At 73.1% G+C, this 22,906-nt stretch carries 26 protein-coding genes and 1 pseudogene; 16 read left to right on the top strand and 11 right to left on the bottom strand.

Annotation, left to right across the window (positions count from 1 at the left end; genetic code table 11):
- Positions 1–98: 98 nt before the first annotated feature.
- On the bottom strand, positions 99–2,324 hold the full coding sequence (locus ACIOHG_RS36485) for a transglycosylase domain-containing protein (RefSeq protein WP_400957663.1): 2,226 nt from the start codon (positions 2,322–2,324) through the stop codon (positions 99–101).
- A 400-nt stretch (positions 2,325–2,724) separates the two neighbouring features.
- On the opposite strand from ACIOHG_RS36485, the gene ACIOHG_RS36490 reads away from it, so the two are divergent.
- Positions 2,725–3,048: a WhiB family transcriptional regulator gene (locus tag ACIOHG_RS36490; protein WP_400707385.1), complete on the top strand. Its 324-nt coding sequence runs from the start codon at positions 2,725–2,727 to the stop codon at positions 3,046–3,048.
- Between the two features lie 7 nt (positions 3,049–3,055).
- On the opposite strand, the gene ACIOHG_RS36495 is transcribed toward ACIOHG_RS36490, so the two are convergent.
- Positions 3,056–4,327: an ArsA family ATPase gene (locus ACIOHG_RS36495; RefSeq protein WP_400957665.1), complete on the bottom strand. Its 1,272-nt coding sequence runs from the start codon at positions 4,325–4,327 to the stop codon at positions 3,056–3,058.
- 14 nt (positions 4,328–4,341) lie between these two features.
- A complete protein-coding gene (locus ACIOHG_RS36500; protein ID WP_400957725.1) occupies positions 4,342–5,352 on the bottom strand; it encodes an ArsA-related P-loop ATPase in 1,011 nt (336 codons plus the stop codon).
- A gap of 259 nt (positions 5,353–5,611) precedes the next feature.
- Between ACIOHG_RS36500 and ACIOHG_RS36505 the strand changes: the two genes are divergently transcribed.
- The 5 genes from ACIOHG_RS36505 to ACIOHG_RS36525 all read left to right on the top strand — a co-directional run bounded on the left by ACIOHG_RS36505 (position 5,612) and on the right by ACIOHG_RS36525 (position 8,427).
- Positions 5,612–5,767 (top strand): DUF4177 domain-containing protein, encoded by a 156-nt coding sequence (locus ACIOHG_RS36505; protein ID WP_014136749.1) that lies wholly within the window; start codon positions 5,612–5,614, stop codon positions 5,765–5,767.
- A gap of 2 nt (positions 5,768–5,769) precedes the next feature.
- Complete coding sequence (locus tag ACIOHG_RS36510; RefSeq protein WP_400957667.1) at positions 5,770–6,234, top strand: RidA family protein; 465 nt, start codon at positions 5,770–5,772, stop codon at positions 6,232–6,234.
- Positions 6,235–6,385: 151 nt separating this feature from the next.
- Positions 6,386–7,228, top strand: coding sequence for an NUDIX hydrolase (locus tag ACIOHG_RS36515; RefSeq protein WP_400957670.1), 843 nt, complete (start codon positions 6,386–6,388; stop codon positions 7,226–7,228).
- A gap of 115 nt (positions 7,229–7,343) precedes the next feature.
- Positions 7,344–7,532, top strand: coding sequence for a hypothetical protein (locus ACIOHG_RS36520; protein ID WP_400957672.1), 189 nt, complete (start codon positions 7,344–7,346; stop codon positions 7,530–7,532).
- 73 nt (positions 7,533–7,605) lie between these two features.
- The gene (locus ACIOHG_RS36525) at positions 7,606–8,427 is read left to right on the top strand and encodes an MBL fold metallo-hydrolase (RefSeq protein ID WP_400957674.1); all 822 of its coding nucleotides are present in this window, start codon (positions 7,606–7,608) and stop codon (positions 8,425–8,427) included.
- A gap of 91 nt (positions 8,428–8,518) precedes the next feature.
- Here ACIOHG_RS36525 and ACIOHG_RS36530 read toward each other — a convergent pair whose 3' ends face one another.
- Complete coding sequence (locus tag ACIOHG_RS36530; protein ID WP_400957677.1) at positions 8,519–9,193, bottom strand: Crp/Fnr family transcriptional regulator; 675 nt, start codon at positions 9,191–9,193, stop codon at positions 8,519–8,521.
- Positions 9,194–9,456: 263 nt separating this feature from the next.
- Between ACIOHG_RS36530 and ACIOHG_RS36535 the strand changes: the two genes are divergently transcribed.
- From ACIOHG_RS36535 to ACIOHG_RS36545, 3 genes are all read left to right on the top strand, one after another.
- The gene (locus ACIOHG_RS36535; RefSeq protein ID WP_400957679.1) at positions 9,457–9,999 is read left to right on the top strand and encodes a universal stress protein; all 543 of its coding nucleotides are present in this window, start codon (positions 9,457–9,459) and stop codon (positions 9,997–9,999) included.
- A complete protein-coding gene (locus tag ACIOHG_RS36540) occupies positions 9,996–10,337 on the top strand; it encodes a hypothetical protein (RefSeq protein ID WP_400957682.1) in 342 nt (113 codons plus the stop codon). The genes ACIOHG_RS36535 and ACIOHG_RS36540 overlap by 4 nt, the downstream gene beginning before the upstream one ends.
- 226 nt (positions 10,338–10,563) lie before the next feature.
- Positions 10,564–11,391 (top strand): NAD-dependent protein deacetylase, encoded by an 828-nt coding sequence (locus tag ACIOHG_RS36545; RefSeq protein ID WP_400957684.1) that lies wholly within the window; start codon positions 10,564–10,566, stop codon positions 11,389–11,391.
- Positions 11,392–11,511: 120 nt separating this feature from the next.
- Here ACIOHG_RS36545 and ACIOHG_RS36550 read toward each other — a convergent pair whose 3' ends face one another.
- Positions 11,512–11,664: a hypothetical protein gene (locus ACIOHG_RS36550; RefSeq protein WP_400957686.1), complete on the bottom strand. Its 153-nt coding sequence runs from the start codon at positions 11,662–11,664 to the stop codon at positions 11,512–11,514.
- Entirely contained in the window at positions 11,661–12,011 is a 351-nt protein-coding gene (locus ACIOHG_RS36555) for a hypothetical protein (protein ID WP_400957688.1), read from the bottom strand. The genes ACIOHG_RS36550 and ACIOHG_RS36555 overlap by 4 nt, the downstream gene beginning before the upstream one ends.
- A 276-nt stretch (positions 12,012–12,287) precedes the next feature.
- Between ACIOHG_RS36555 and kdpF the strand changes: the two genes are divergently transcribed.
- The 4 genes from kdpF to kdpC are packed head-to-tail and all read left to right on the top strand — an operon-like array spanning position 12,288 to position 16,795.
- Entirely contained in the window at positions 12,288–12,377 is a 90-nt protein-coding gene (gene kdpF, locus ACIOHG_RS36560) for a K(+)-transporting ATPase subunit F (protein WP_400957691.1), read from the top strand.
- 1 nt (position 12,378) lies between these two features.
- The gene (gene kdpA / locus ACIOHG_RS36565) at positions 12,379–14,040 is read left to right on the top strand and encodes a potassium-transporting ATPase subunit KdpA (RefSeq protein WP_400957693.1); all 1,662 of its coding nucleotides are present in this window, start codon (positions 12,379–12,381) and stop codon (positions 14,038–14,040) included.
- The gene (gene kdpB / locus ACIOHG_RS36570; RefSeq protein ID WP_400957695.1) at positions 14,040–16,166 is read left to right on the top strand and encodes a potassium-transporting ATPase subunit KdpB; all 2,127 of its coding nucleotides are present in this window, start codon (positions 14,040–14,042) and stop codon (positions 16,164–16,166) included. Before kdpA ends, kdpB begins: the two co-directional genes overlap by 1 nt.
- Positions 16,167–16,177: 11 nt before the next feature.
- On the top strand, positions 16,178–16,795 hold the full coding sequence (kdpC, locus tag ACIOHG_RS36575) for a K(+)-transporting ATPase subunit C (RefSeq protein WP_400957697.1): 618 nt from the start codon (positions 16,178–16,180) through the stop codon (positions 16,793–16,795).
- A gap of 7 nt (positions 16,796–16,802) precedes the next feature.
- Here kdpC and ACIOHG_RS36580 read toward each other — a convergent pair whose 3' ends face one another.
- The 3 genes from ACIOHG_RS36580 to serS all read right to left on the bottom strand — a co-directional run bounded on the left by ACIOHG_RS36580 (position 16,803) and on the right by serS (position 20,114).
- Positions 16,803–17,387, bottom strand: a complete 585-nt coding sequence (locus tag ACIOHG_RS36580) for a phosphatase PAP2 family protein (RefSeq protein ID WP_400957699.1) — start codon at positions 17,385–17,387, stop codon at positions 16,803–16,805.
- The gene (locus tag ACIOHG_RS36585) at positions 17,384–18,694 is read right to left on the bottom strand and encodes a diacylglycerol/lipid kinase family protein (RefSeq protein ID WP_400957702.1); all 1,311 of its coding nucleotides are present in this window, start codon (positions 18,692–18,694) and stop codon (positions 17,384–17,386) included. The genes ACIOHG_RS36580 and ACIOHG_RS36585 overlap by 4 nt, the downstream gene beginning before the upstream one ends.
- Positions 18,695–18,818: 124 nt before the next feature.
- Entirely contained in the window at positions 18,819–20,114 is a 1,296-nt protein-coding gene (gene serS, locus ACIOHG_RS36590) for a serine--tRNA ligase (RefSeq protein WP_400957705.1), read from the bottom strand.
- Positions 20,115–20,304: 190 nt separating this feature from the next.
- On the opposite strand from serS, the gene ACIOHG_RS36595 reads away from it, so the two are divergent.
- Positions 20,305–20,799 (top strand): SRPBCC family protein, encoded by a 495-nt coding sequence (locus ACIOHG_RS36595; protein WP_400957707.1) that lies wholly within the window; start codon positions 20,305–20,307, stop codon positions 20,797–20,799.
- A 23-nt stretch (positions 20,800–20,822) separates the two neighbouring features.
- Positions 20,823–21,287: a MarR family winged helix-turn-helix transcriptional regulator gene (locus ACIOHG_RS36600; protein WP_400957710.1), complete on the top strand. Its 465-nt coding sequence runs from the start codon at positions 20,823–20,825 to the stop codon at positions 21,285–21,287.
- A 46-nt stretch (positions 21,288–21,333) separates the two neighbouring features.
- Here ACIOHG_RS36600 and ACIOHG_RS36605 read toward each other — a convergent pair whose 3' ends face one another.
- Both ACIOHG_RS36605 and ACIOHG_RS36610 read right to left on the bottom strand, forming a co-directional pair.
- Positions 21,334–22,125, bottom strand: a complete 792-nt coding sequence (locus tag ACIOHG_RS36605) for an alpha/beta fold hydrolase (RefSeq protein WP_400957713.1) — start codon at positions 22,123–22,125, stop codon at positions 21,334–21,336.
- Between the two features lies 1 nt (position 22,126).
- Positions 22,127–22,342 (bottom strand): DUF4287 domain-containing protein, encoded by a 216-nt coding sequence (locus tag ACIOHG_RS36610; protein ID WP_400957716.1) that lies wholly within the window; start codon positions 22,340–22,342, stop codon positions 22,127–22,129.
- A 182-nt stretch (positions 22,343–22,524) separates the two neighbouring features.
- On the opposite strand from ACIOHG_RS36610, the pseudogene ACIOHG_RS36615 reads away from it, so the two are divergent.
- A pseudogene (locus ACIOHG_RS36615) lies at positions 22,525–22,906 on the top strand (hypothetical protein); the annotation flags it as partial.

Raw genomic sequence — 22,906 nt, forward strand, 5'->3', positions numbered from 1 at the left:
GCCCCGTCGGGCGAGCCGGACGAAACGCGGAGAAGCCGCCCGCCCCGGAGGGGATTTCCTCCGGGGCGGGCGGCTTCGTCGCGTGCGGTGACGGACCGTCAGCGGTGGCCGGGCTTGCCGCCGTTGTTGCCGCCGATGATGCCGGGCGGGATGGTGAAGCCGCCATTGTTGCCGCCGCCGATCGGCCAGCCGTTGCCGCCCTGGGCGTTGTCGCCGGAGGTCGGCGGGGTCGCGCCGTCGGTGGGCGGGGCGGTGGGCTGCGGGGCCGGGATGTTGACGGTCTGGAAGCGGGTGACGGGCGTGCCGTCCAGGGCGCTGTTCATCGCCTGCTGCCAGATCGGGCCGGGGCCGTCGGCGCCGTAGACCGCGGTGCGGTACTTGCCGCCGATGGTGATCTTCTTCATCGAGACGTTGCCGCCGACGCCGCCCATCCAGACCGAGGTGGAGAGCTCGGGGGTGTAGCCGGTGAACCAGGCCGCGTAGCGTTCGTCGGTGGTGCCGGTCTTGCCGGCGATCTGGCGGCCGTCGTCCAGGCCGAGGGCGGAGCCGGTGCCCTTCTCGGTCACGCCGAGCAGCAGGGTGTTGACGCCGTCCGCGGTGGTCTGGGACATCGCCTGGTTGCAGTTGGCCTTCGGCACGTCGAGCTTCTTGCCGTCCGAGGCGATCACCGAGGTCAGGGCGACCGGCGCGCAGTAGAGGCCGCGGGCGGCGAACGCCGCGTACGCGGTGGCCATCTGCAGCGGGCTGACCTCCTGGGTGCCGAGCACCATGGAGGCGACCTCCTGGAGCGGATTGCCGCTGGCCAGCGTGCCGAGGCCGAGCTTGTCGGACATCTGCTTCATCGGGCAGAGGCCGACCTGCTCCTCCAGCTGGATGAAGTAGGTGTTGACCGACTTCTGCATGGCGACCTGCAGGCTGTACGGGCCCTTCTCGTCCGGGCTCTCGTTGGTCAGCGACTTGCCGGGGTCGTACGTCGAGCCGGTGCAGGTCGACATCCGGGGGTAGTCCATCTTGTTCGGCGAGGGGAACTCCTGGGTGATCGGAGTCCCGTTCTCCAGCGCCGCCGCCGCCATGATCGGCTTGAAGTTCGAGCCGGGGGAGAAGCCGTTGCCGCCGCCCATCGCGGCGCCGACGTTCAGGTTGAGGACGGTCTGCTTCTTGCTCTCGTCCAGGCCGTACGGGCGGGTCTGCGCCATCGCGAGGATCTCGCCGGTGCCGGGCTTGACCATGGTGCCGGCGGCCGAGACCGGGTCGTTGACGAAGACCTTCTTGGTGACGGCGTCGTACATGGCGCGCTGCTTGTCCGGGTCGATCGTGGTGTAGACCTTCAGACCACCCTGGGACCAGAGCTTCTTCCGCTCCGCCGCGGTCTTGCCGAACGCCGGGTCCTGCTTGATCACGTGGCGCACGTAGTCGCAGAAGAAGCCCATGCCGTTCTGCGCGGTGATGCAGCCGTTCTGCGGCTCGGAGTACTTGATGCCGAGCGGGGCGGCGAGCGCGGCCTTGGCGTCCTCCGGCGAGATGTGCTTGAACTCCAGCATCTTGTTGATCACCGTGTTGCGGCGGGTCTGCGCCGCCTGCGGGTGGGCGATCGGGTCGTACGAGGTGGGGTTCTGCACCAGGCCGGCCAGCATCGCGGCCTCGGCGATGGTGAGGTCCTTGGCGCTCTTGCCGAAGTAGCGGTTCGAGGCGGCCTCGATGCCGTACGCCTGGTGGCCGTAGAACGTGATGTTCAGGTAGTTGGTGAGGATCTGGTCCTTGCTCAGGTCCTCTTCCAGCTTGATGGCGTACTTGAGTTCCTGGATCTTGCGGCCGAGGCTCTTCTTGGTGGCTTCCAGGAACGCGGTCTGGTCGTCGCCGGCCTGCTCGACGAAGACGTTCTTCACGTACTGCTGGGTGAGCGTGGAGGCGCCCTGGGCGGCGGTGCCGGCCTCGGCGTTCTTGGTGGCGGCGCGCAGCACGCCCTTGAGGTCGACCGCGCCGTGCTCGTAGAACCGGGCGTCCTCGATGTCCACCTGGGCGTGGCGGATGACCGGGCCCATCTGCTCGGCGGTCAGGATGGTGCGGTCGCGGTCGTAGACCTTCGCGATCAGACCGCCCTTGGCGTCGTAGATCATCGACGCCTGGGACAGGGTGGGCGTCTTGAAGTCGTCGGGGATGTTGTCGAACGACTCCGCGGTGTCCTTGGCGGTCAGGCCGAAGGCGCCGACGGCGGGCAGGGCCATTCCGGCGACCAGGACGCCGGCCAGTACGGAGCCGCCCAGGAGCTTGACGCCGAGCCCCGCCTTGTCCAGTAGCGAGTCCGTGGATCGGGAAGGTGCCATGGGGAGAACCCTACGTCGCGGAATCCCGTACAGGGGGGCAGGTGTTCGCCTACCCTTGTCACAGAACTGCGACAGCTTCGTTCTGTGCATCGTCATCACTCTTGTGAGTGATGAGCTTTGTCCGTTTCGCCGCATTGTGACCACTTTGCGGGCGTGTGCACGGCGGGCTGTCGTGGCACACCGTGACGAAAGCGCACCATTCGCCCCCGGCAAGGCCCCCGACCTGCGATCACTCCAACGAGTGAGCTGTTGGACACCCATAGTCCGATCGGGTCATTCGAGATTGGGCATACAGGGGCTGTTGCGCCGTGCCGTTCTTCCGTAACGTCCTCAACTGGCAGCGGTGAATATGCCGTTGCCGCCGTGGGGGAGCCCCGAATCGGGAGAGGACGGCGCCGGAATGGGCTGGGTGGACGACTGGAGCGCACTGGCGGCCTGCCGCACGAGCGATCCGGATGAACTGTTTGTGCAGGGGGCGGCGCAGAACCGCGCCAAGGCGGTGTGCAGCGGCTGCCCCGTGCGGACGGAGTGCCTCGCGGACGCGCTCGACAACCGGGTCGAGTTCGGCGTCTGGGGCGGGATGACCGAGCGCGAGCGGCGGGCGCTGCTGCGCCGTCGGCCGACGGTCGGCTCCTGGCGCCGGCTGCTGGAGACCGCGCGCACCGAGTACGAGGAGTCGCTGGCGACCGGGGTGATCCTCCGGGACTACGCCCAGGCGGGCTGACGCTCCGTCAATCTGCCTTCTGCTGCTCGCTGTTCGGGCGGTCGGTGTTCAGGGCCGTGGCGGTGGGTGGGTCGTCGGTGCGCTCGGTGGGGGAGCCGAGCCGGTCGCCGATGGCCCGCAGGCCGTCCAGGTCGTGGACGTCTCCGGGCAGCGCGGGCACCTCGACGATCGGCACGTCCGGGTAGACCGAGACGAAGCGGTCGCGGGTGCGCCGTTCCCGCGCCATGACCTGCATCCGTTCGGCGTGCAGCCGGAGCAGTCCGGCGGCCAGGGTCTCGGCCTCGACGCCCGCGGAGTGGGTGCCGTTCTCCTCCAGTGCCTCGGCGGCGGCCAGCGCGCGCTCCGGGGTGAGCTGCGGGGCACCGGTGGAGTGGACCCGGTTGAGCACCAGTCCGGCCAGCGGCATCTCGTCCGCGGCGAGCCGGTCGACGAAGTAGGCGGCCTCCCGCAGCGCATCCCGCTCGGGGGCGGCGACCACCAGGAACGCGGTGCCCTCGGCCTTCAGCAGCTGGTAGGTGCGGTCGGCGCGCTCCCGGAACCCGCCGAACATCGAGTCCATCGCGGAGACGAACGTCTGGACGTCGGTGAGCAGTTGGGCGCCGAAGATCTTCCCGAGGGTGCCGGTGAGCATCCCCATGCCGACGTTCAGGAACTTCATCGCGGACCGCCCGCCGACCTTCGCCGGGGCGGTCAGCAGCCGGATCACCCGGCCGTCCAGGAAGGAGCCGAGTCGGCTGGGGGCGTCCAGGAAGTCCAGCGCGGAGCGGGACGGCGGGGTGTCGACGACGATCAGGTCCCAGCGGTCCTCGGCCCGGAGCTGGCCGAGCTTCTCCATCGCCATGTACTCCTGGGTGCCCGCGAACCCGGCCGAGAGCGCCTGGTAGAACGGGTTCTCCATGATCGCCCTGGCCCGCTCGGGCTCCGCGTGGGCCAGCACGACCTCGTCGAAGGTCCGCTTCATGTCCAGCATCATCGCCTGGAGTTCGCCCGTGCCGGCGGTGCCCTTCACCACCCGCGGGGTGTTGTCCAGCTCGGTCAGGCCCATCGACTGGGCCAGCCGGCGGGCCGGGTCGATGGTCAGCACCACGACCCGGCGGCCGCGCTCGGCGGCCCGCAGGCCGATCGCCGCGGCGGTGGTGGTCTTGCCGACGCCGCCGGAGCCGCAGCACACCACGATCCGGGTCGCCGGGTCGTCGATCAGCGTGTCGACGTCCAGCCCGGCCGTCCCCTCGACCGCGGTCCGGTCCCCGGCCGCAGTCCTGCCCTTGCCCGCCGTCATGCCGCTCCCTGTCGTCACGCCGCGCCCTGCCGCTTCAGCTCGCCCGCCAGCCGGTACAGCCCGGCCAGGTCCACGCCCTCGCCCAGCAGCGGCAACTCGTAGGTGGGGAGCCGCAGTTGCTGGAGGTCGACGCGCTGGGCGCGCTCCAGTTCGACCCGTTCGGCGTGCTCCCGGGCCTGCTCCAGCAGCGGGTCGAGCAGCGGTTCGACGGTGGCCCGCACCGTCTCCGGCTTGCGCGAGCGCCCGCCCAGCCCGGCCTCGCCGAGGGCCGCCGCCACCGCCTCGCGGTGGTCGCCGTCCGCCGCCGCGACCGCCGCCGCGTCCAGTATCGGCGGGCGCACCATGTTGACCAGCACGCCGCCGACCGGCAGGCCGGCCTCGCGCAGTTCGGCGATCCCGTCCACCGTCTCCTGCACCGGCATCTCCTCCAGCAGGGTGGTGAAGTGCACGGCTGTCTCCGGCGAGCGCAGCACCCGCATCACGGCCTGCGCCTGGGTGTGGATCGGGCCGATCCGGGCCAGGCCGGCCACCTCGGAGTTGACGTTCAGGAAGCGGGTCAGCCGGCCGGTCGGCGGGGCGTCCATCACCACCGCGTCGTAGCGCCGCCGCCCGTCCGAACCCTTGCGGCGGGCCGCCTCGCAGGCCTTGCCGGTGAGCAGCACGTCCCGGACGCCCGGGGCGATGGTGGTGGCGAAGTCGACGAAGCCGACCTTCTGCAGGGCCTTCCCGGCCAGGCCCAGCTTGTAGAACATCTCCAGGTACTCCAGCAGCGCCTGCTCGGTGTCGATCGCCAGCGCGTGCACCTCGCCGTGGCCCTTGCCCGGCAGTCCGAGCTGAGCCGGCGTCACGGTGGCGATCCGGCGCTCCTCGTAGGGCAGCGCGGCGATCCGGAACAGCTCGGCGATGCCCTGCCGGCCCTCCACCTCGATCAGCAGCACCCGGCCGCCCTCGGCGGCCAGCGCCAGCGCCAGCGCGGCGGCCAGCGTGGTCTTGCCGGTGCCGCCCTTGCCGCTGACCACGTGCAGCCGGACGCCCTCCCAGTCCGGGTCCGGCGGCGACGCCTGCCCGGTCGGCTCCGCCGTGCCGCTGCTGCCCGCCACGCCCGTTCTCCGTCCGTCGCTGCCGGTGGTTGTCCGCCGCTGCTCGCGGGGCGCCCCGGGGCACCCCTCACCGCGAGGGTAACCAGCGCGCGGGCCGGATGCCGGGAGCATCCCGGCGACCCCGGCGAATCATGCCCGCTTTGTGCGCCACCTCACACCGGCGCGGGCGGCTAGAGTCACCCCCATGACCAAGTGGGAATACGTCACCGTGCCGCTCCTCGTGCACGCGACCAAGCAGATCCTCGACACCTGGGGCCAGGACGGCTGGGAGCTCGTCCAGGTCGTCCCCGGGCCGAACCCGGAGCAGCTCGTCGCGTACCTGAAGCGGGAGAAGGAGTAGTCGTGGGCCAGGTCGAGCAGAAGCTCGCCGAGCTCGGGCTGACGCTGCCCGAGGTCGCCGTCCCGGTCGCCGCGTACGTTCCGGCGCTGCGTACCGGCCACTACGTGATGACCTCCGGCCAGCTGCCGATGGTCGCCGGGAAGCTCCAGCTGACCGGCAAGGTCGGCGCCGAGGTCACCCCCGAGGAGGCGAAGGAGCTGGCCCGGGTCTGCGCGCTGAACGCGCTGGCCGCGATCAAGTCCGTGGTCGGTGACCTGGACCAGGTCGAGCAGGTGGTCAAGGTGGTCGGCTTCGTCGCCTCCGCCCCCGACTTCACCGGCCAGCCCGCCGTGGTCAACGGCACCAGCGAGCTGCTGGGCCAGGTCTTCGGCGAGCAGGGCGTGCACGCCCGCAGCGCGGTCGGCGTGGCCGTGCTGCCGCTGGACGCCCCGGTCGAGGTCGAGCTGATGGTCCGGGTCCGGGACTGACCTCCCGACACTTCCGAGGGCCCGTCGCCGTTCGCGGTGACGGGCCCTTCGCGCGCGCCGCGGCCCTTCGCGGGCCCGCCGATGTGGCCTCCGCGGGCGCGGTCCGGGCGGTGGTTCCGGTGCGGGCGAACGGCCGTTAACATCCGTGGGCATGCCGCAGATGCCGCCTTCCTGGCCCGCCCGAATCCGCGCCCTGACCACCGGCGAGCTGGTCCCGCCCCCGGCCAGGCCGTCCGCCACCGTGGTGCTGCTGCGCGAGGGCGCGGCCGGTCCGGAGGCGTACCTGCTGCGCCGCCGCAGCACGATGGCCTTCGCCGGCGGCATGTACGCCTACCCCGGTGGCGGGGTCGACCCGCGCGACCGCGAGGTGCGCCCGCCGTGGGCCGGTCCGTCGACCGCCGAGTGGGCCGAGCGGCTGGGGGTGGACGAGGCCACCGCCTGCGCGGTGGTGTGCGCCGCCGTCCGGGAGACCTTCGAGGAGGCCGGGGTGCTGCTGGCCGGGCCGGACGGCCGGACGCTGGTCGAGCCCCGGGACTGGGCGGCCGAGCGGGCCGCGCTGGAGTCCCACGAGCTGTCGCTGGCCGAGTTCCTGACGGAGCACCGGCTGGTGCTGCGCAGCGACCTGCTGGTGGCCTGGGCCCGCTGGGTCACCCCGGAGTTCGAGGAGCGCCGCTTCGACACCTGGTTCTTCGTCGCCGCGCTGCCGCCCGGCCAGGCCGCCGCCGACACGGTGGGCGAGGCCGACCGGGTGGCCTGGCTGACGCCCGCCGCGGCCGTCGCGGGCTTCGCCGCGGGCGAGTTCGGAATGCTGCCGCCGACCGTCACGGTGCTGCGCGAGCTGCTCCCGGTGCGGACCCCCGCCGAGGCGCTGGGCGCGGCCGCGGACCGGAAGGTGGAACCGGTGCTCGGACGGGCCGAGGTCGACGGCGATCGCATGACAGTGCGCTGGTCAGGGTATGACGAGCTGACTATCGACGGAGTCTTTCCGGCGTGAGAACCTACCCCCGGAACGATCGGCCGGACCGCTCCGGCCCCGATCCTTCCCCCTGCCGGGGCACGCCCCGACACCCCGCGAACACCATCCCGAAGACCCCGGAAGGAGACCTCCGATGACCCACAACGACGTGGCTCGCCGGACCTCGGCCATGCCCGCCCGCACCGTCACCCCGCGCGCCGCCGCCTGCGACGGCTCCGCGTCCGGGGAGACCTCCCGCACCCTGGTCCGCGAGCTGACCCGGCCGCTGCTCCGGTCGCTGCCGTCGCGGCGGCTGAGTCGGGCCGAGGCGGACGCCGCGTGAGCGAACGGAGTGGGCTCACCCTCCTGAGGTGCGCGTGCGCGAAGCGCCGGCCGAGCGCCGGCGAGGCGGGCGCATGAGCGGTCTGCTTCCCGGGGACCCCGCCGACACCGTCGGCGGGGTCGCCACCCCGCGTGCCCAGTGCGTGCTGGCGCCCAACCCGTCCGCGATGACGCTGGACGGCACCAACACCTGGCTGCTCTCCGAGCCCGGCTCCGACCTCGCCGTGGTGGTCGACCCGGGCCCGCTCGACGAGACCCACCTGCGACGGGTCGTCAGCACCGCCGAGCAGCAGGGCAAGCGGATCGCCCTCACCCTGCTCACCCACGGGCACGCCGACCACGCGGAGGGCGCGGCCCGGTTCGCCGAGCTGACCGGCACCGCCGTCCGGGCGCTCGACCCGGCGCACCGCCTCGGCGAGGAGGGCCTGCGCGGCGGCCAGCGGATCGACGTCGGCGGCCTGGACCTGCGGGTGGTCGCCACGCCCGGGCACACCGCGGACTCGCTGACCTTCCACCTGCCCGCCGACGGCGCGATCCTCACCGGCGACACCGTGCTGGGCCGCGGCACCACGATGGTCGCGCACCCCGACGGGCGGCTCGGCGACTACCTGGACTCGTTGCGCCGCCTGCACGCGATGGCCGCCGAGCACGGCGTCCGCACCGTGCTGCCCGGCCACGGCCCGGTCCTCGCGGACGCCCTCGGCGCCGTCGACTACTACCTGGCGCACCGCGCCTCCCGGCTGGCCCAGGTCGAGACGGCGGTCGAGGCCGGCTGCCGCACCGCGGAGCAGGTCGTCGCCCGGGTCTACGCGGACGTCGACCCCGCGCTCTGGCCGGCGGCGGAACTCTCGGTCCGCGCCCAGCTGATGTACCTGGAGGACCACGGCCTGATCTGACGGCCGACGGCCGGGGCCCGCACGCCGAAGAGGCCACGGGGAGGGCAGTGACCTGCCGTTCCTCGTGGCCTCTTGCTGCGTGCCTCCGCGCCTAGCGCGAGCGGCGGGAGAGCCGTTCGACGTCGAGCAGGACGACGGCGCGGGCCTCCAGCTTGAGCCAGCCGCGGCCGGCGAAGTCGGCGAGCGCCTTGTTGACCGTCTCGCGGGAGGCACCGACCAGCTGGGCCAGCTCCTCCTGGGTGAGGTCGTGGGCGACGTGGATGCCCTCCTCGGAGGGGACGCCGAAGCGGCGGGAGAGGTCGAGCAGGGCCTTGGCCACGCGTCCGGGGACGTCGGAGAAGACCAGGTCGGACATCACGTCGTTGGTGCGGCGCAGGCGGCGGGCGATCGCGCGCAGCAGGGCGATCGAGACCTCGGGGCGGGCGTGCAGCAGCGGCAGCAGGTCGCCGTGGCCGAGGCCGAGCAGCTTGACCTCGGTGAGCGCGGTGGCGGTCGCGGTGCGCGGGCCCGGGTCGAAGAGCGAGAGCTCGCCGATCATCTCGGAGGGGCCGAGCACGGCGAGCATGTTCTCGCGGCCGTCGGGCGAGGCCCGGTGCAGCTTGACCTTGCCCTCGACCACGACGTACAGCCGGTCGCCGGGGTCGCCCTCGTGGAACAGCGACTCGCCGCGGGCGAGCGTCACCTCGGTCATGGAAGCGCGGAGCTCGGCAGCCTGGTCGTCGTCGAGTGCCGCGAACAGCGCGGCGCGCCGCAGAACGTCGTCCACGAGCTTCCTCCTGCTGGTGTCTGGGCAGTGCTACTTCACCACCAAGGATGACGCATGTCGCTCCGATCATATGAGGAGGGGTGTGTCGGGGTGGGGACTAAGCGGCCATTCGCGCAGTCGGGGGTGGTGCCGGGGGCGGGCGTCAAGGGTGTGTGCGGAAAGCGGCGTCCGGCGTCAGGTAGGCGTCAAGGAAGCGCTCGGGGAGCGGTTCCGGGGGTGTGCTGGGTGTGTTGCGGGCCCCGGCGACCGGAAGGCCGGGGCCCGTGCGGACCTGGACGGAGGACGTGATGGCGGAGCGGATGCGGGTCGTGGTCGGGGTGAGCGGCTCGCTCGGCAGCCTGGCCGCGCTGCACCGGGCGGTGGCCGAGGCGCGGCGGTCGGGCGGCGAGGTGCTGGCCCTGCACGCCTGGGAGCCGCCCGGCGGCGAGTTCGGGTACCGCCGCTCGCCCTGCCCGCCGCTGCTGTCCGCGGTCCGGGAGGCCGCGGCGGAACGGCTCGCCGGGGCGATCGGGGCGGCGTTCGGCGGTGCCCACCCCGGGGTGGCCTGCACCGCCCGCACGGTGCGCGGCGAGACCGTCGCCACCCTGCTCGCTGCGGCGGACCGCCCCGGTGACCTGCTGGTCCTCGGCCCGTCCGGCTCCTGGCTGCGGCGCGGCCTGCGCGGGGCGGTCGGGGCGCGCTGCCTGCGTCGGGCGAGCTGCCCGGTGCTGGTGGTGCCGCGACCCGAACTCGCCTCGGCGCTGGGCGGGTTGACGGCCCGCCGGGTGGACGCGGAGCTGCGCGAGCTGGTCGGCGGGCGCGGATGACCCCGGAGCGGCTGCCGACCGGGCTCTCGGCGGCCCTCGCGCTGTCCGGGGCCGCCGCGCTGGCGGCCGTCCTGGCGCTGCTCGGGGAGGCGCACGGCGGCTGGTTCGGCCTCGCCGCCTACGCGGCGGGCTGCTGGGCGCTCGGCGCGCGCTCCCGGCCGGTCGCGGCCCCGTTCCTCGGTCTGGCGGCCTGGCTGTTCCACAACGGCTGCACGGAACACCGGTACGCCGCTCTCGGTTGGGACGGATGGCTGCCGGAGTCCGGGCGGTTCGTGCTCCTCGCGGGCGCGGCCCTGCTCGGGGCGCTGCTCGGCGGGGCGGGCCGGAACCGCCGGTAGGAAAGATCGGCACACGGCTTCTGCGCCGGCGGCCGACGGAAGTACAAAGGAGACGGCGGGAGTTCGGGCTGTGGGGGCCGGAACTTCCCGCGACCGGGGCGGCCCGGGTGGGTGCGTGGGGGCACCGCCCGGGCCGTTGCGCGTCCGGCACGTCCGGCACGTCCGGCACGTCCGGCACGTCCGGCACGTCCGGCGCGGGACGGCGGGACAGCGGGACAATGGGGGCATGACTGCGCACGAGGACGGACTGGCCGCGGTGGCCCGGCTGCTGGACGGCGGCGGGGTGGTGGTGCTGAGCGGGGCCGGGCTGTCCACCGAGTCGGGCATCCCGGACTACCGGGGGCCGGACGGGGTGCGGCGGAACCGGGCCCCGATGACGTACCAGGAGTTCGTGGCGGGGGAGCCGGCCCGGCGCCGCTACTGGGCGCGCAGCCACGCGGGCCGGGGCGTGATCGCCGGGGCCCGCCCGAACGCGGGGCACCTCGCGGTGGCCCGGCTGCGGACGGCGGGCCGGATCTCCGCGGTGATCACCCAGAACGTGGACGGCCTGCACCGCGCCGCCGGCACCCCGGACGCCGTCGAACTGCACGGCGGCCTGGACCGGGTGGTCTGCCTGGACTGCGGCGCCCGCACCCCCCGCGCCGAGCTGGACGTCCGGCTGGCCGCCCTCAACCCGGTCTTCCGGGACGCCGGTTCGCGGATCAACCCGGACGGCGACGTCGAACTCCCCGACGCCCTGGTCGAGTCCTTCGCCGTCGCCCCCTGCACCGCCTGCGGCGGCGTCCTCAAGCCCGACGTGGTCTTCTTCGGCGAGAGCGTTCCCAAGCCCCGGGTCGAACTCTGCTACCGCCTGGTCGACGAGGGCCGCGCCCTGCTGGTCCTCGGCTCCTCCCTCGCCGTGATGTCCGGCCTGCGCTTCGTCCGCCACGCCGCGAAGACCGGCAAGCCGGTCGCCATCGTCACCCGCGGCACCACCCGGGGCGACGCCCTCGCCACCGTCCGCCTGGACCGCCCCCTCGGCGAGACCCTCACCACCCTGGCCGCCACCGCCTGACCGCGCGCGGCGCGTCAGCCCTTGAGCGGCGCGGTGAGCTGGCAGACGACCACCAGCTCCAAGCGGGGAACGCCGTAGTGGACGAGCATGCCCCCGGCCACGTCGGAGTACCGCATGGGCTCACCGGCCTTGATAGGTGGTTCCGTCCAGGTAGAGGGCTTCGGCGGCGCGGACGAGTTCGTCTGCCCGCAGTGCGACGGCGGCGAGGAAGTCCGCCGGCATCCCGGCGGTGACGTGAGCGGCGTCCGGGAGGTACTCCCAGCTCCAGCTCACCCGTTCACCGCCGCGTGGGCGGTGCGGTACAACTCGGCGACGGTGCGGGCGTGTCGGCGGCAGTCCTCGACCGATTCGGCGTGGTTGGCGAGGTAGTTGGCGCGGTGGTACTCCCGGGCGGTCGCCGGGTGGCGTTCGATCTCCACGACGGCCGCCCAGTGCGCGACGAACGAGCGGATCGGCTGCACGCTGCCGCTGGCGATGGCCTCGGCCATGGCGCCGGTCTGCCCGTCGACCATCTCCGGGAGCCGCTCGGGCGCGACCACGGAGAGGGCAGCCTTGAGGGCGGTCGGGGTCTGCTCGGGCCGGGGGATGAGCTCGGTCGGTTCGGACCAGGCCTGACTCATGGGTTGGCTCCTCTCCTCGTTCCACGAGGCTACCGAACGCGGACCGGCGCGCGGGGTGTCAAAGGGGCGTCAAGGTCGTGGGGGCGGCCGTATGGGGGGCGTCAGGGAGCGCGGGGGCGGGTGGGAGCGCTGGTTGGGTCGGAGGTGTCGGCGTAATCCTCGTCGGCGCCGGTTCCGAACCACCTTGGTGGATGCCATGTCAGACCTGCTCTACGTCGGTGTCACGGTCGCCGTGTTCGCCGTCATCGCCCTGATCGCGCGGGGGGTGGAGAAGCTGTGACCACCGAGAACGTCGTGGGTCTCCTCGTCGCCGCCGCACTCGTCGGGTACCTCGTGCTCGCGCTGATCCACCCGGAGAAGTTCTGACATGGGCGACACTCTTGCCGGGTGGTCGCAGGCGCTCGCCCTGGTCGGCGCGCTGGCCCTGTGCTACCGCCCGCTGGGCGACCACCTCGCCCACCTGCTCACCTCCGCGAAGCACCTGAGAGCCGAGAAGGCCCTGTACAAGGTGGTCGGCGTCGACGGGGACGCCGACCAGCGGTGGCCGGTCTACCTGCGGTCGGTGCTGGCGTTCTCCGCGCTGTCGGTGCTGTTCCTGTACGGGCTGATCCGCCTCCAGACCCACCTGCTGCTGTCCCTGGGCGTGCCGGAGATGGAGGCGCACCAGGTCTGGAACACCGCGATCTCGTTCACCACCAACACCAACTGGCAGTCCTACAGCGGCGAGGCCGCGATGGGCCACCTGGCGCAGATGGCCGGCCTGGCGGTGCAGAACTTCGTCTCCGCCGCCGTCGGCATCGCCGTCATGGCGGCGCTGATCCGGGGCTTCACCCGCAACCGGACCGACCGGGTCGGCAACTTCTGGGTCGACCTGACCCGGATCTCGCTGCGGCTGCTGCTGCCGCTGTCGGTCGTCTTCGCCCTGGTGCTGGTGGCGAGCGGCGTGGTGCAGAACTTCCACGGCTTCCACGAGGTGACCACCCTCGGTGGCGACACCCAGTCGATACCGGGCGGGCCGGTGGCCTCGCAGGAGGTGATCAAGCTCCTGGGCACCAACGGCGGCGGCTTCTTCAACGCCAACTCGGCCCACCCGTTCGAGAACCCGACCGGTTTCAGCAACTGGCTGGAGATCTTCCTGCTGCTGGTGATCCCGTTCGCCCTGCCGCGCACCTTCGGCAGGATGGTCGGCGACCACCGCCAGGGCTACGCGATCGTCGCCGTGATGGGCCTGTTCTGGGCGGCCTCGGCCGCGCTGATCACCTTCTTCGAGGCGCAGCACGCCGGCAGTGCCCTGCAGGCGGCCGGTGCGGCGATGGAGGGCAAGGAGCAGCGCTTCGGCGTCGCGGCCAGTTCGCTGTTCGCGGCCTCGACGACGCTGACCTCGACCGGTGCGGTGAACTCCTTCCACGACTCGTTCACGCCGTTCGGCGGCGGGCTCACGGTTTTCAACATGATGCTGGGCGAGATCGCGCCCGGCGGCACTGGCTCGGGCCTCTACGGCATGCTGATCCTGGCGGTCGTCGCGGTGTTCGTGGCGGGCTTGATGGTCGGCCGGACCCCGGAGTACCTGGGCAAGAAGCTCGGCGGCCGGGAGATGAAGTTCGCCTCCCTCTACATCCTCACCACCCCCGCGATCGTGCTGATCGGCGCGGGCACCGCGACGGCGCTGCCGGGCGAGCGGGCCGGGATGCTCAACTCCGGTGCGCACGGCTTCTCCGAGGTGCTGTACGCGTTCACCTCGGCGGCGAACAACAACGGTTCGGCGTTCGCGGGCATCACGGTGAACACCGACTGGTACGACACGGCGCTGGGCCTGGCGATGGTGTTCGGCCGGTTCCTGCCGATGGTGTTCGTGCTGGCGCTGGCGGGTTCGCTGGCCCGGCAGCAGCCGGTCCCGGCGAGCGCGGGCACGCTGCCCACCCACAAGCCGCTGTTCGTCGGCCTGCTGTCCGGCGTGATCCTGATCGTCGTCGGCCTCACCTACTTCCCGGCCCTGGCCCTCGGGCCGATCGCAGAAGGTCTCCACTGATGTCCACCAGCACCCTTGAACCCGCCGACCCGGCCGGACCCGCGGCCCCGCAACCGGCTCCGCCGCCCCGGTCCGCCGGTGGCCTGCTCGACCCGAAACTGCTGCTGGCCGCGCTGCCGGACGCGGTGCGCAAGCTCGACCCCCGGGTGATGGTGAAGAACCCGGTGATGTTCGTGGTCGAGGTCGGCTCGGTCGTCACCACGGTCGCCGCGATCGCCGACCCGAGCGTGTTCGCCTGGGCGATCACCGTCTGGCTCTGGCTGACCACGGTCTTCGCCAACCTGGCCGAGGCCGTCGCCGAGGGCCGCGGCAAGGCGCAGGCCGACACCCTGCGCAAGGCCAGGACCGAGTCGGTGGCCCGCCGCCTCACCGACTGGCCCGCCTCGCGGGCCGAGGAGGAAGTCCCGGGCACCGCACTGCGGTTGGGCGACCACGTGGTGGTCGAGGCCGGGCAGGTCATCCCCGGTGACGGCGATGTCGTCGAGGGCGTCGCGTCGGTGGACGAGTCGGCGATCACGGGCGAGTCCGCGCCGGTGATCCGCGAGTCCGGCGGCGACCGCAGCGCGGTGACCGGCGGCACCAAGGTCCTCTCCGACCGGATCGTCGTCAGGATCTCCTCGGAGCCCGGCAAGACCTTCATCGACCGGATGATCGCCCTGGTGGAGGGCGCGGCCCGGCAGAAGACGCCGAACGAGATCGCGCTGAACATCCTGCTGGCGTCGCTGACGATCGTGTTCCTGATCGCGGTGGTCACCCTGCAGCCGATGGCCACCTATGCGGGTGCCCCGCAGTCGATGATCGTGCTGGTCGCGCTGATCGTGGCGCTCATCCCGACCACCATCGGCGCCCTGCTCTCGGCGATCGGCATCGCGGGCATGGACCGGCTGGTGCAGCGCAACGTGCTGGCCATGTCCGGCCGCGCGGTCGAGGCGGCGGGCGACGTGAACACCCTGCTGCTCGACAAGACCGGCACCATCACACTCGGCAACCGGCAGGCCGCCGAGTTCCGGCCCGCCACCGGCGTCACCGTGGCCGAACTGGCCGACGCCGCCCAGCTCTCCTCGCTCGCGGACGAGACCCCCGAGGGCCGCTCCATCGTCGTCCTCGCCAAGACCGGGTACGGCCTGCGGGCCCGCGCCCAGGGCGAGTTGGCGCACGCCACCTGGGTGCCGTTCACCGCCCAGACCCGGATGTCCGGCGTCGACGTGGACGGCCGCGAGGTCCGCAAGGGTGCGGCCGCCTCGGTCGCCAACTGGGTGACGGAGAACGGCGGTTCGGTCGGTGCGGACGTCGCCGAGCTGGTCGACGGCATCTCGGCGGCCGGCGGCACCCCGCTGGTGGTGGCGGACCGGCAGGACGGGGGAGCGGCCCGGGTGCTGGGCGTCATCCACCTCAAGGACGTGGTCAAGGAGGGCATGCGCGAGCGCTTCGACGAGCTGCGCCGGATGGGCATCAGGACCGTGATGATCACGGGCGACAACCCGCTGACCGCCAAGGCGATCGCGGAGGAGGCGGGCGTGGACGACTTCCTCGCCGAGGCCACCCCCGAGGACAAGATGGCCCTGATCAGGAAGGAGCAGGAGGGCGGCAAGCTGGTCGCGATGACCGGCGACGGCACCAACGACGCCCCCGCCCTCGCCCAGGCCGACGTCGGCGTGGCGATGAACACCGGCACCATGGCGGCCAAGGAGGCCGGCAACATGGTCGACCTCGACTCCAACCCCACCAAGCTGATCGAGATCGTCGAGATCGGCAAGCAACTCCTGATCACCCGGGGCGCGTTGACGACCTTCTCGATCGCCAACGACGTCGCCAAGTACTTCGCGATCATCCCGGCGATGTTCGCGGGCGTCTACCCGGGCCTGCGCCACCTCAACATCATGGGCCTGCACAGCCCGACCTCCGCGATCACCTCGGCGATCGTCTTCAACGCCCTGGTCATCGTCGGCCTGATCCCGCTCGCCCTGCGCGGCGTCAAGTACCGCCCCACCGACGCCGGTTCGCTGCTGGCCCGGAACATCGGGATCTACGGCATCGGCGGCCTGATCGTGCCGTTCATCGGCATCAAGGCGATCGACCTGGTCGTCCACGCAGTTAGTCAGCTCAGCATTCCCGGCCTGAGCTGAGAGAGGCCATCATGCCCACCGTTCTGCGCACCCACCTCACCGCCCTGCGGATGCTGCTGGTGCTGACCGTGATCCTCGGCGTTGCCTACCCGCTGCTGGTCACCGGCATCGGCCAACTCGCCCTCGCCGACAAGGCCAACGGCTCGATCGTGAGGTCCGACGGCAAGGAGGTCGGATCCAGCCTGCTCGGCCAGAACTACAACCTCCCCAAGCAGGACCCGAACAACGCCGACGAACAGGCCCGGCCGGACCCGAAGTTCTTCCAGCCCCGCCCCTCCGCGGGCGGCTACGACCCGAAAGCCTCCGGCGCCTCCAACCTCGGCCCCAACGACGAGAAGCTGACCCAGGCCGTCAACGACCGCCGGGCCGCCGTCGCCGCCTTCGACGGCGTCGACCCGGCGAGCGTCCCCGCCGACGCGCTCACCGCCTCCGGCTCCGGCCTCGACCCGCACATCTCCGTCGCCTATGCGAAGGAGCAGGTTGCCCGGGTCGCGAAGGAACGCGGCCTGTCCACCGACACGCTGAAGCAGCTGATCGCCAAGCACACCGACAGCCGCTCGCTCGGCTTCCTCGGACAGCCCGGCGTCAACGTCGTCACCCTCAACCAAGCGGTGGCAGCACTGAAGTGACGGAACGTCAGCGGAAGAGGTCGGGGCGCCACTCCTCCAGGCCGGCGACCAGGCTGCCGGCGACGGTGCCGAGGAAGGCCCCGGCCAGCACGTCGCCCGGGTAGTGGACGCCGGTGTGCACCCGGGAGTAGCCGACGGAGAGCGCGAGCGCGCCCAAGGGGGCGGCAGCCCAGGGGAGTTGGGCGGAGACGCCGGTGGCGAAGGCGAACGCGGAGGCGGTGTGGCCGGAGGGGAAGGAGGCCGAGGCGGGCATCGGGACGTGCCGGGCCTCGGGGACCTTGCCGGCCACCCGGTCGGGGCGGGCCCGCCGGGCCAGCCGCTTGCCGAGCAGGTTGGCGCTGGCCGAGGCCAGCGCCACCGAGCCCAGGCCGAGCAGCGCGGCCCGCCGCGGCCGCCCCGGCACCAGGGCCAGCCCGCAGGCGATCGCGATCGAGATCTTCGAGTGGTTGGCGGCCGTGGACAGCCGCCGCAGGTTCGCGTCCAGGGTCGGGGTGGGCGTGGCCGCCACGGCCGTGTACACCGCGAGGTCTATGGCCGACAGGTCGGCCACCGTCTCCCGGCCGTCCCGCACCCACTGCGTCCAGTTCTTCACCGCTGTGCTCCTCCGTTGGCCGCCAGCCGGGCCAGTCGACTCCACTTCACGGGCGGCGCGGGCTGCACCGTGCCGGGGCGGTCCCGGGGCACCCGGACCCGCAGCGCCCCGGGGTGGATCACGCACCGCACCGGGACGTCCAGTTCCAGCGCCTCGCCGTCCACCGCGACCGGGATCCGCGGCAGGTCGGCCGTCACCACCACCTCGCGGCCGATCAGCAGGCGCACCGCCTCGGCGCTCGTCCCCCGCAGGGCCAGGTCGGCGGCCTGCGCCGCGCCGTCGACCCGGATCCCGAGCACGCCCAGTCGGCCCCGGTCCATCCGGGAGCGGCGGCCGGGGTCGAGCAGGTCGCCCGCGTCGTACGGGTTGTTGCTGACCAGGACGGCCTGCGGCTGCTCCAGCCGCTCCCCGGCGGTCTCGGCGGCGAGCTTCGCGCCCGCGTAGCCGACCAGCAGGTCCGGCAGCATGGTGAGCACGGTGGAGGTCTTGGCGTCCCGGTACTCGGGGTTCTGCACGATCTCCGCGTACGTCCCGAAGGAGACGTTGTTGACGAAGGCCCGGCCGTCCACCTCGCCGAGGTCGACCCGGAGTTCGACGCCGTCGGTGAGCGCGTCCAGGCAGCGGGCGGGGTCGGCGCGGTCCAGGCCGAGGTCGAGCGCGAAGTGGTTGCGGGTGCCGGCCGAGACCACCAGGAACGGCAGCCCGTGCCGGGCCGCGACCTGGGCCACCAGTGCCTGGGTTCCGTCGCCGCCCGCCACGCCGAGCAGGTCCGCGCCCTCGGCGACGGCCCGTTCGGCCAGCGCGGCCACGTCCTGGTGCTCCGTCGGGTCGAGCAGCACCACCTCGGCGCCGAGCGCCCGGGCCTTCGCGGCCAGGTCGAACTTCTCGACCTTGCCGCCGCCCGACTTCGGGTTCATGATCAGCACCGGTTTGCGCGGCGGGTCGACCTCGCGCTCCGGCATCGGCCGGGGCGGTCCGGCCGCCCGCAGCGCCGCGCGGGCCAGTGCCAGCCCGGCCGCCCAGAGCGCCACCGCGCTGAGCACCCACGGCCACGTCCCGGCGCTGATGTACAGCACCACGGCCGCGACCGGCGCGGCCACCGCCAGCAGCACGCCCAGCCAGCGCAGCGGCCCGCGCCGCGACAGCGCCCACCAGGCACCGGCGCCCATCAGCACCAGCGCCACCAGCCCGACCGCCACCACCAGCGCCCCGCGCAGCCCCGCGCCCGCGGCCAGCAGCGCGACCGCCGCCAGGCCGCAGCCGATCGAGGCCCGCGCCAGCCATTTCGTCCGCACCGCCACTCCCATGCCCCGAAGGTAACGCTCCGTCAGCGATCCCGCCCGTCCGGACCGCCGACAGCACGAAGGCGCACGGCGGCCCCGGTCGGGGGTCGCCGCACGCCTTCCCGGGCGGGCGGTTCCTACGCCTCGGCTACTCGTCCGCGGGGGTGCCGTCGGCGGCGATCCGGGCGAAGCCCAGGTACGGGCGCAGCGCCTTGGGCAGCAGCACCGAGCCGTCGGCCTGCTGGTGCTGCTCCAGGACGGCCGCGATGGTGCGGCCCAGCGGCAGGCCGGAGCCGTTGACGGTGGCGGCCGGGGTCGGCTTCCCGTTCTCGTCGCGGGTCCGGATGCCGGCCCGGCGGCCCTGGAAGGTGCCGAAGTCCGAGACCGAGGAGATCTCCCGATAGGTGTCCTGGCTGGGCAGCCAGACCTCCAGGTCGTACGTCAGCCGCGCCGAGAATCCGGTGTCGCCGGCCGCCAACGTGACGACGCGGTAGGCGAGTTCGAGCTCCTGCAGGCAGGTCTCGGCGTGCTGGACCATCAGCAGCATCTGCTCCCGGGCCTGCTCGGGCGCGCAGATCCGGACCATCTCGACCTTGGAGAACTGGTGCAGCCGGATCAGCCCGCGGGTGTCGCGTCCGTACGAGCCGGCCTCCGAGCGGAAGCACGGGGTGTGCGCGGTGAGCGCCAGCGGCAGCTCGGCGGGCGGCACGATCTCGTCCGCGTACAGGTTGGTGAGCGGGACCTCGGCGGTCGGGATCAGGAACAGGTCGCGGTCGGCGACGCCCGTCCGGAACAGGTCCTCCTCGAACTTCGGCAGCTGCCCGGTGCCGGTCATGGTGCGGCGGTTCACCAGGTACGGCACCGCGTGCTCGACGTACCCGTGCCGGCGGGTGTGCAGGTCCAGCAGCAGGGCGGTGATCGCCCGCTCCAGGGCCGCGCCCGCGCCGCGCAGCACGCTGAACCGCGAGCCGGAGAGCTTGGTGGCCCGGCCGAAGTCCATGATGCCCATGGCCTCGCCGAGGTCGACGTGGTCCTTCGGCGCGAAGTCGAAGCGCGGCACCTCGCCGACCCGGTGCACCTCGCGGGCGTCCGCGTCGGAGAAGCCGTCGGGGGCGTCGTCCGAGGGCAGGTTCGGGATGGTCAGCAGCAGGTCGGTCAGCTCCTGCTGGACCTGCTCCAGCTCGGCCTCGTTCTGCTGCACCTGCTCCTTGAGCGCACGGGCGGTCTCCTTCAGCTCGGTGACGTCGCCGCCCTGCTTGGCGGTGCGCTGCACCTCCTGGGCGACCTGCTTGGCGCGGGCCCGCAGCTCGTCGCCGGCCTGGATGCCGCTGTTGCGGCGGGACTGCAGCGACTCCAGCGCGGACAGGTCCAGCCGGTAGCCGCGACGTGCGAGAAGCCGGACGGCTTCGTCCCCCAGGTCGATCAGGACGCGGGCATCATGCATCGGAGTCTGCTCTCCTCGGTACTGCCAAGGGTGGAATGTGTCCCGACGGTAGCAAAGCCGCAGAACGCGGTGCAGCGCCTTTCCCCGTGGGGGTGACGGCGTGCGGGAGCGCTCCTTGCCAGATGCTCTGTTCATAGATAATCTCTGCATAGAGCAAATCGGAGCGCACCGCCGAACGAGGGGACCCGCCATGTGGGAGCACGAGCACACCGCCGAGACCACCGCCGCGCCGCACGCCGTCTGGGCCGTGCTCGCCGACCTCGACCGCTGGACCGACTGGGACACCTCGATGGAGTCCGTCGCCCTGGACGGCCCGTTCGAGGTCGGCGGCACCGTCACCATGACGCCCACCGGCCAGGACCCGATCGTCTCCGTCATCACCCGGATCGAGGAGGACCGCGCCTACGCCGACGCGACCGAGTTCGGCGGCGTCACCCTGCGCTTCTCGCACACCCTCACCGAACTCCCGTGCGGCGGCACCCGGGTGGTGCACCGCCTGGAGATCGACGGCCCGGAGGCCGGGCGGCTCGCCCCCGAACTCGGGCCGATGATCACCGAGGACTTCCCGGCGGCGATGGCCGGCCTGCTCGCGCACGCCGAGCGGGCCGGGCGGGCCGGGCGGGCCGCACGCGCCGGGCGGGCCGGGCGGGCCGGGCGGGACGGGCAGGACGACCGGGACGCCTGACGGCGCGTGAGAGGGTGGCTCCCATGGACGGACTGACCGACGGCCCGGCGAACAGCCCCGGCTTCTGGCTGTGGCACACCACCCTGCGCTGGCAGCGCGAGGTCACCGCCGCGCTCGCCCCGCTCGACCTGACGCACCCGCAGTTCGTCCTGCTCTCCTGCGCCTGGTGGCTCAACGAGCAGGGCAAGGCGCCCAACCAGCAGGAACTCTCCCGGCAGGCCGGCACCGACGTGCGGACCACCTCCCAGGTGGTCCGCAAGCTGGAGGCCAAGGGCCTGCTCGACCGCACCACCGACCCCGAGGACACCCGGTCCCGCCGCCTGCGGATCACCCCGCGCGGCATCGACCTCGCCCGCACCGCGATCCCCGCCGTCGAAGCGGTCGACCGTGCCTTCTTCGCCCGCGCCGCCACCGGCGAACCCGCCCTCGACGGCCCCGCGCTCAGCACCCTGCTGCGCCGCCTGGCCGGGGGCGGCCGGCAGGGCTGAGGACGCGTCGGGCCGCCGCGTCGGAGCGCACCGTCGGGCCGCGTCGTCAGGCCGGCCAGGCCCGCAGCTCGGCGGCCAGCACCCCGGGGTCGACCTCGTGGGTCTGGCCCGCCAGCGTCCGGTACTCCGCCCCGGGCACCGCGGCCGCCGCCGCGGCCGCCGCATCGCGCAGCAGTCGCGGGCTGAGCCCGCCGTCCAGCACCAGCACCGGCACGTCCAGCGCCGCCAGCCGCTCCACCGGCACCGGCGCGCCCTCCGCCCCGTCCAACACGTCCGCGTCGTGCACCAGGGTCGGCGCCACCGCCTCGAAGAGCGGCCACACCGGCGACTGCCGGAGCTGCTCCAGCATCGGCGCGGGCGACCCGACGAAGGCCATGAACCGGGCCACCGCAGCGCCGAACTCCCCAGCGGCGACGTCCTGTTCGACTCCCGCCCGGTAGTCCTCGAACGCGGCGCGCTGCTCCTCCGAGGTGCTGAACGGCGGCTCGTACGCCACCACCCGGGACACCCCGACGCCCGCCCCCGCGGCCCGCAGCGTCAGCGCCGCGCCGGAGGACAGGCCCAGCACCGTCGCGGCGCCGCCGGCCGCCGCGATCACCGCCGCCAGGTCCTCCACCTCCCGCTCCACCGCGTACGGGCCGCCCGCCCCGCTCCCGCCCCGGCCGCGCCGGTCGTAGTGGAACACCCGGTAGTCGTCCGCGAGTTGGGCAGACAGCCCGGCCGAGGGGCCGAACTCCATCCGGCACAGCGCGCCGTCCACGACCACCAGGGCCGGGCCCTCGCCGACCGCCTCGTAGGCGAGCGCGGTGCCGTCGGCGGAGATCATGAAGTCGGTCATCTCAGTTGCCCTTCCCGGTGGTGGCCAGGGTGTGCGCGACGAGCGCGTTGGCGTGGCCGTGGCCCAGGCCGTGCTCGGCCTTCAGCCAGGCCACCAGCTCCATGTGCTTGCTCAGCGGCGATTCGGCGATCAGCTGCTGCCACTCGGCGATCGGCCGGCCGTACTTCTGCTCGATCGACGGGAAGTAGCTGGCCGGGCCCTTGACGGGGGTGGTCATGGTGTTCGCTCCACAGGTGCGTTCGGTCTGTCGTCCCGGTGTGTCGTCCCGGTGCGTCCTCACAAGGGTGGACGGGCCCCGCCGACCGGACTCATCGGTGCCCGCCGAACTTTTTCCGCCGACTTCCCCGGCGGGCCGGTCCGCTCGGCGCCGGCCGTGCTCCGACGGCCTACCGTCGGGGCATGGCATGGATCGACGACAGCATGATCGAACGGGCCGCTACCTACCTGTGGACGGCCGGCCGCGTCCTCGAACAGCGGCGCTTCGCCCACCACTTCGGCCCCGCCCCCGACCCGGTCGGCGTCCTCGCCGCCCTGGACGCCCACTGCGCCCCCGGCGGCGGCTGGGCCTACGGCCTGGAACCCGACGTCCGCGGCCCCGCCGCCCAGCCGCTGGCCGCCGGCGCGGCTGCCCGCATCCTAGTGCCGCGTCAGGCAACCTTCGCCCGTCGCGACGCCCGGCACCCACTCTCGCCGCACCGGCCGAAAACCCAAGTACACCCAGTACGAGGGCTTCCGGCCGGCACGCCGAGAGCACGCACCGGACGCCGCTCCTTGACGGCAA

Source organism: Kitasatospora sp. NPDC088134, assembly GCF_044741705.1.
Lineage (GTDB): Bacteria > Actinomycetota > Actinomycetes > Streptomycetales > Streptomycetaceae > Kitasatospora.

What these genes read in the sequence shown, in the direction of transcription:
- kdpA (WP_400957693.1), top strand. Translation starts at nt 12,379, where the DNA reads ATGGGCGACACTCTTGCCGGGTGGTCGCAGGCGCTCGCCCTGGTCGGC.
- ACIOHG_RS36505 (WP_014136749.1), top strand. Translation starts at nt 5,612, where the DNA reads ATGACCAAGTGGGAATACGTCACCGTGCCGCTCCTCGTGCACGCGACC.
- ACIOHG_RS36495 (WP_400957665.1), bottom strand. Translation starts at nt 4,327, where the DNA reads ATGACGGCGGGCAAGGGCAGGACTGCGGCCGGGGACCGGACCGCGGTC.
- ACIOHG_RS36515 (WP_400957670.1), top strand. Translation starts at nt 6,386, where the DNA reads ATGCCGCAGATGCCGCCTTCCTGGCCCGCCCGAATCCGCGCCCTGACC.
- ACIOHG_RS36520 (WP_400957672.1), top strand. Translation starts at nt 7,344, where the DNA reads ATGACCCACAACGACGTGGCTCGCCGGACCTCGGCCATGCCCGCCCGC.
- ACIOHG_RS36555 (WP_400957688.1), bottom strand. Translation starts at nt 12,011, where the DNA reads ATGAGTCAGGCCTGGTCCGAACCGACCGAGCTCATCCCCCGGCCCGAG.
- ACIOHG_RS36490 (WP_400707385.1), top strand. Translation starts at nt 2,725, where the DNA reads ATGGGCTGGGTGGACGACTGGAGCGCACTGGCGGCCTGCCGCACGAGC.
- ACIOHG_RS36605 (WP_400957713.1), bottom strand. Translation starts at nt 22,125, where the DNA reads ATGACCGACTTCATGATCTCCGCCGACGGCACCGCGCTCGCCTACGAG.
- kdpB (WP_400957695.1), top strand. Translation starts at nt 14,040, where the DNA reads ATGTCCACCAGCACCCTTGAACCCGCCGACCCGGCCGGACCCGCGGCC.
- kdpC (WP_400957697.1), top strand. Translation starts at nt 16,178, where the DNA reads ATGCCCACCGTTCTGCGCACCCACCTCACCGCCCTGCGGATGCTGCTG.
- ACIOHG_RS36600 (WP_400957710.1), top strand. Translation starts at nt 20,823, where the DNA reads ATGGACGGACTGACCGACGGCCCGGCGAACAGCCCCGGCTTCTGGCTG.
- ACIOHG_RS36610 (WP_400957716.1), bottom strand. Translation starts at nt 22,342, where the DNA reads ATGACCACCCCCGTCAAGGGCCCGGCCAGCTACTTCCCGTCGATCGAG.
- ACIOHG_RS36540 (WP_400957682.1), top strand. Translation starts at nt 9,996, where the DNA reads ATGACCCCGGAGCGGCTGCCGACCGGGCTCTCGGCGGCCCTCGCGCTG.
- serS (WP_400957705.1), bottom strand. Translation starts at nt 20,114, where the DNA reads ATGCATGATGCCCGCGTCCTGATCGACCTGGGGGACGAAGCCGTCCGG.
- ACIOHG_RS36525 (WP_400957674.1), top strand. Translation starts at nt 7,606, where the DNA reads ATGAGCGGTCTGCTTCCCGGGGACCCCGCCGACACCGTCGGCGGGGTC.
- ACIOHG_RS36485 (WP_400957663.1), bottom strand. Translation starts at nt 2,324, where the DNA reads ATGGCACCTTCCCGATCCACGGACTCGCTACTGGACAAGGCGGGGCTC.
- ACIOHG_RS36595 (WP_400957707.1), top strand. Translation starts at nt 20,305, where the DNA reads ATGTGGGAGCACGAGCACACCGCCGAGACCACCGCCGCGCCGCACGCC.
- ACIOHG_RS36585 (WP_400957702.1), bottom strand. Translation starts at nt 18,694, where the DNA reads ATGGGAGTGGCGGTGCGGACGAAATGGCTGGCGCGGGCCTCGATCGGC.
- ACIOHG_RS36545 (WP_400957684.1), top strand. Translation starts at nt 10,564, where the DNA reads ATGACTGCGCACGAGGACGGACTGGCCGCGGTGGCCCGGCTGCTGGAC.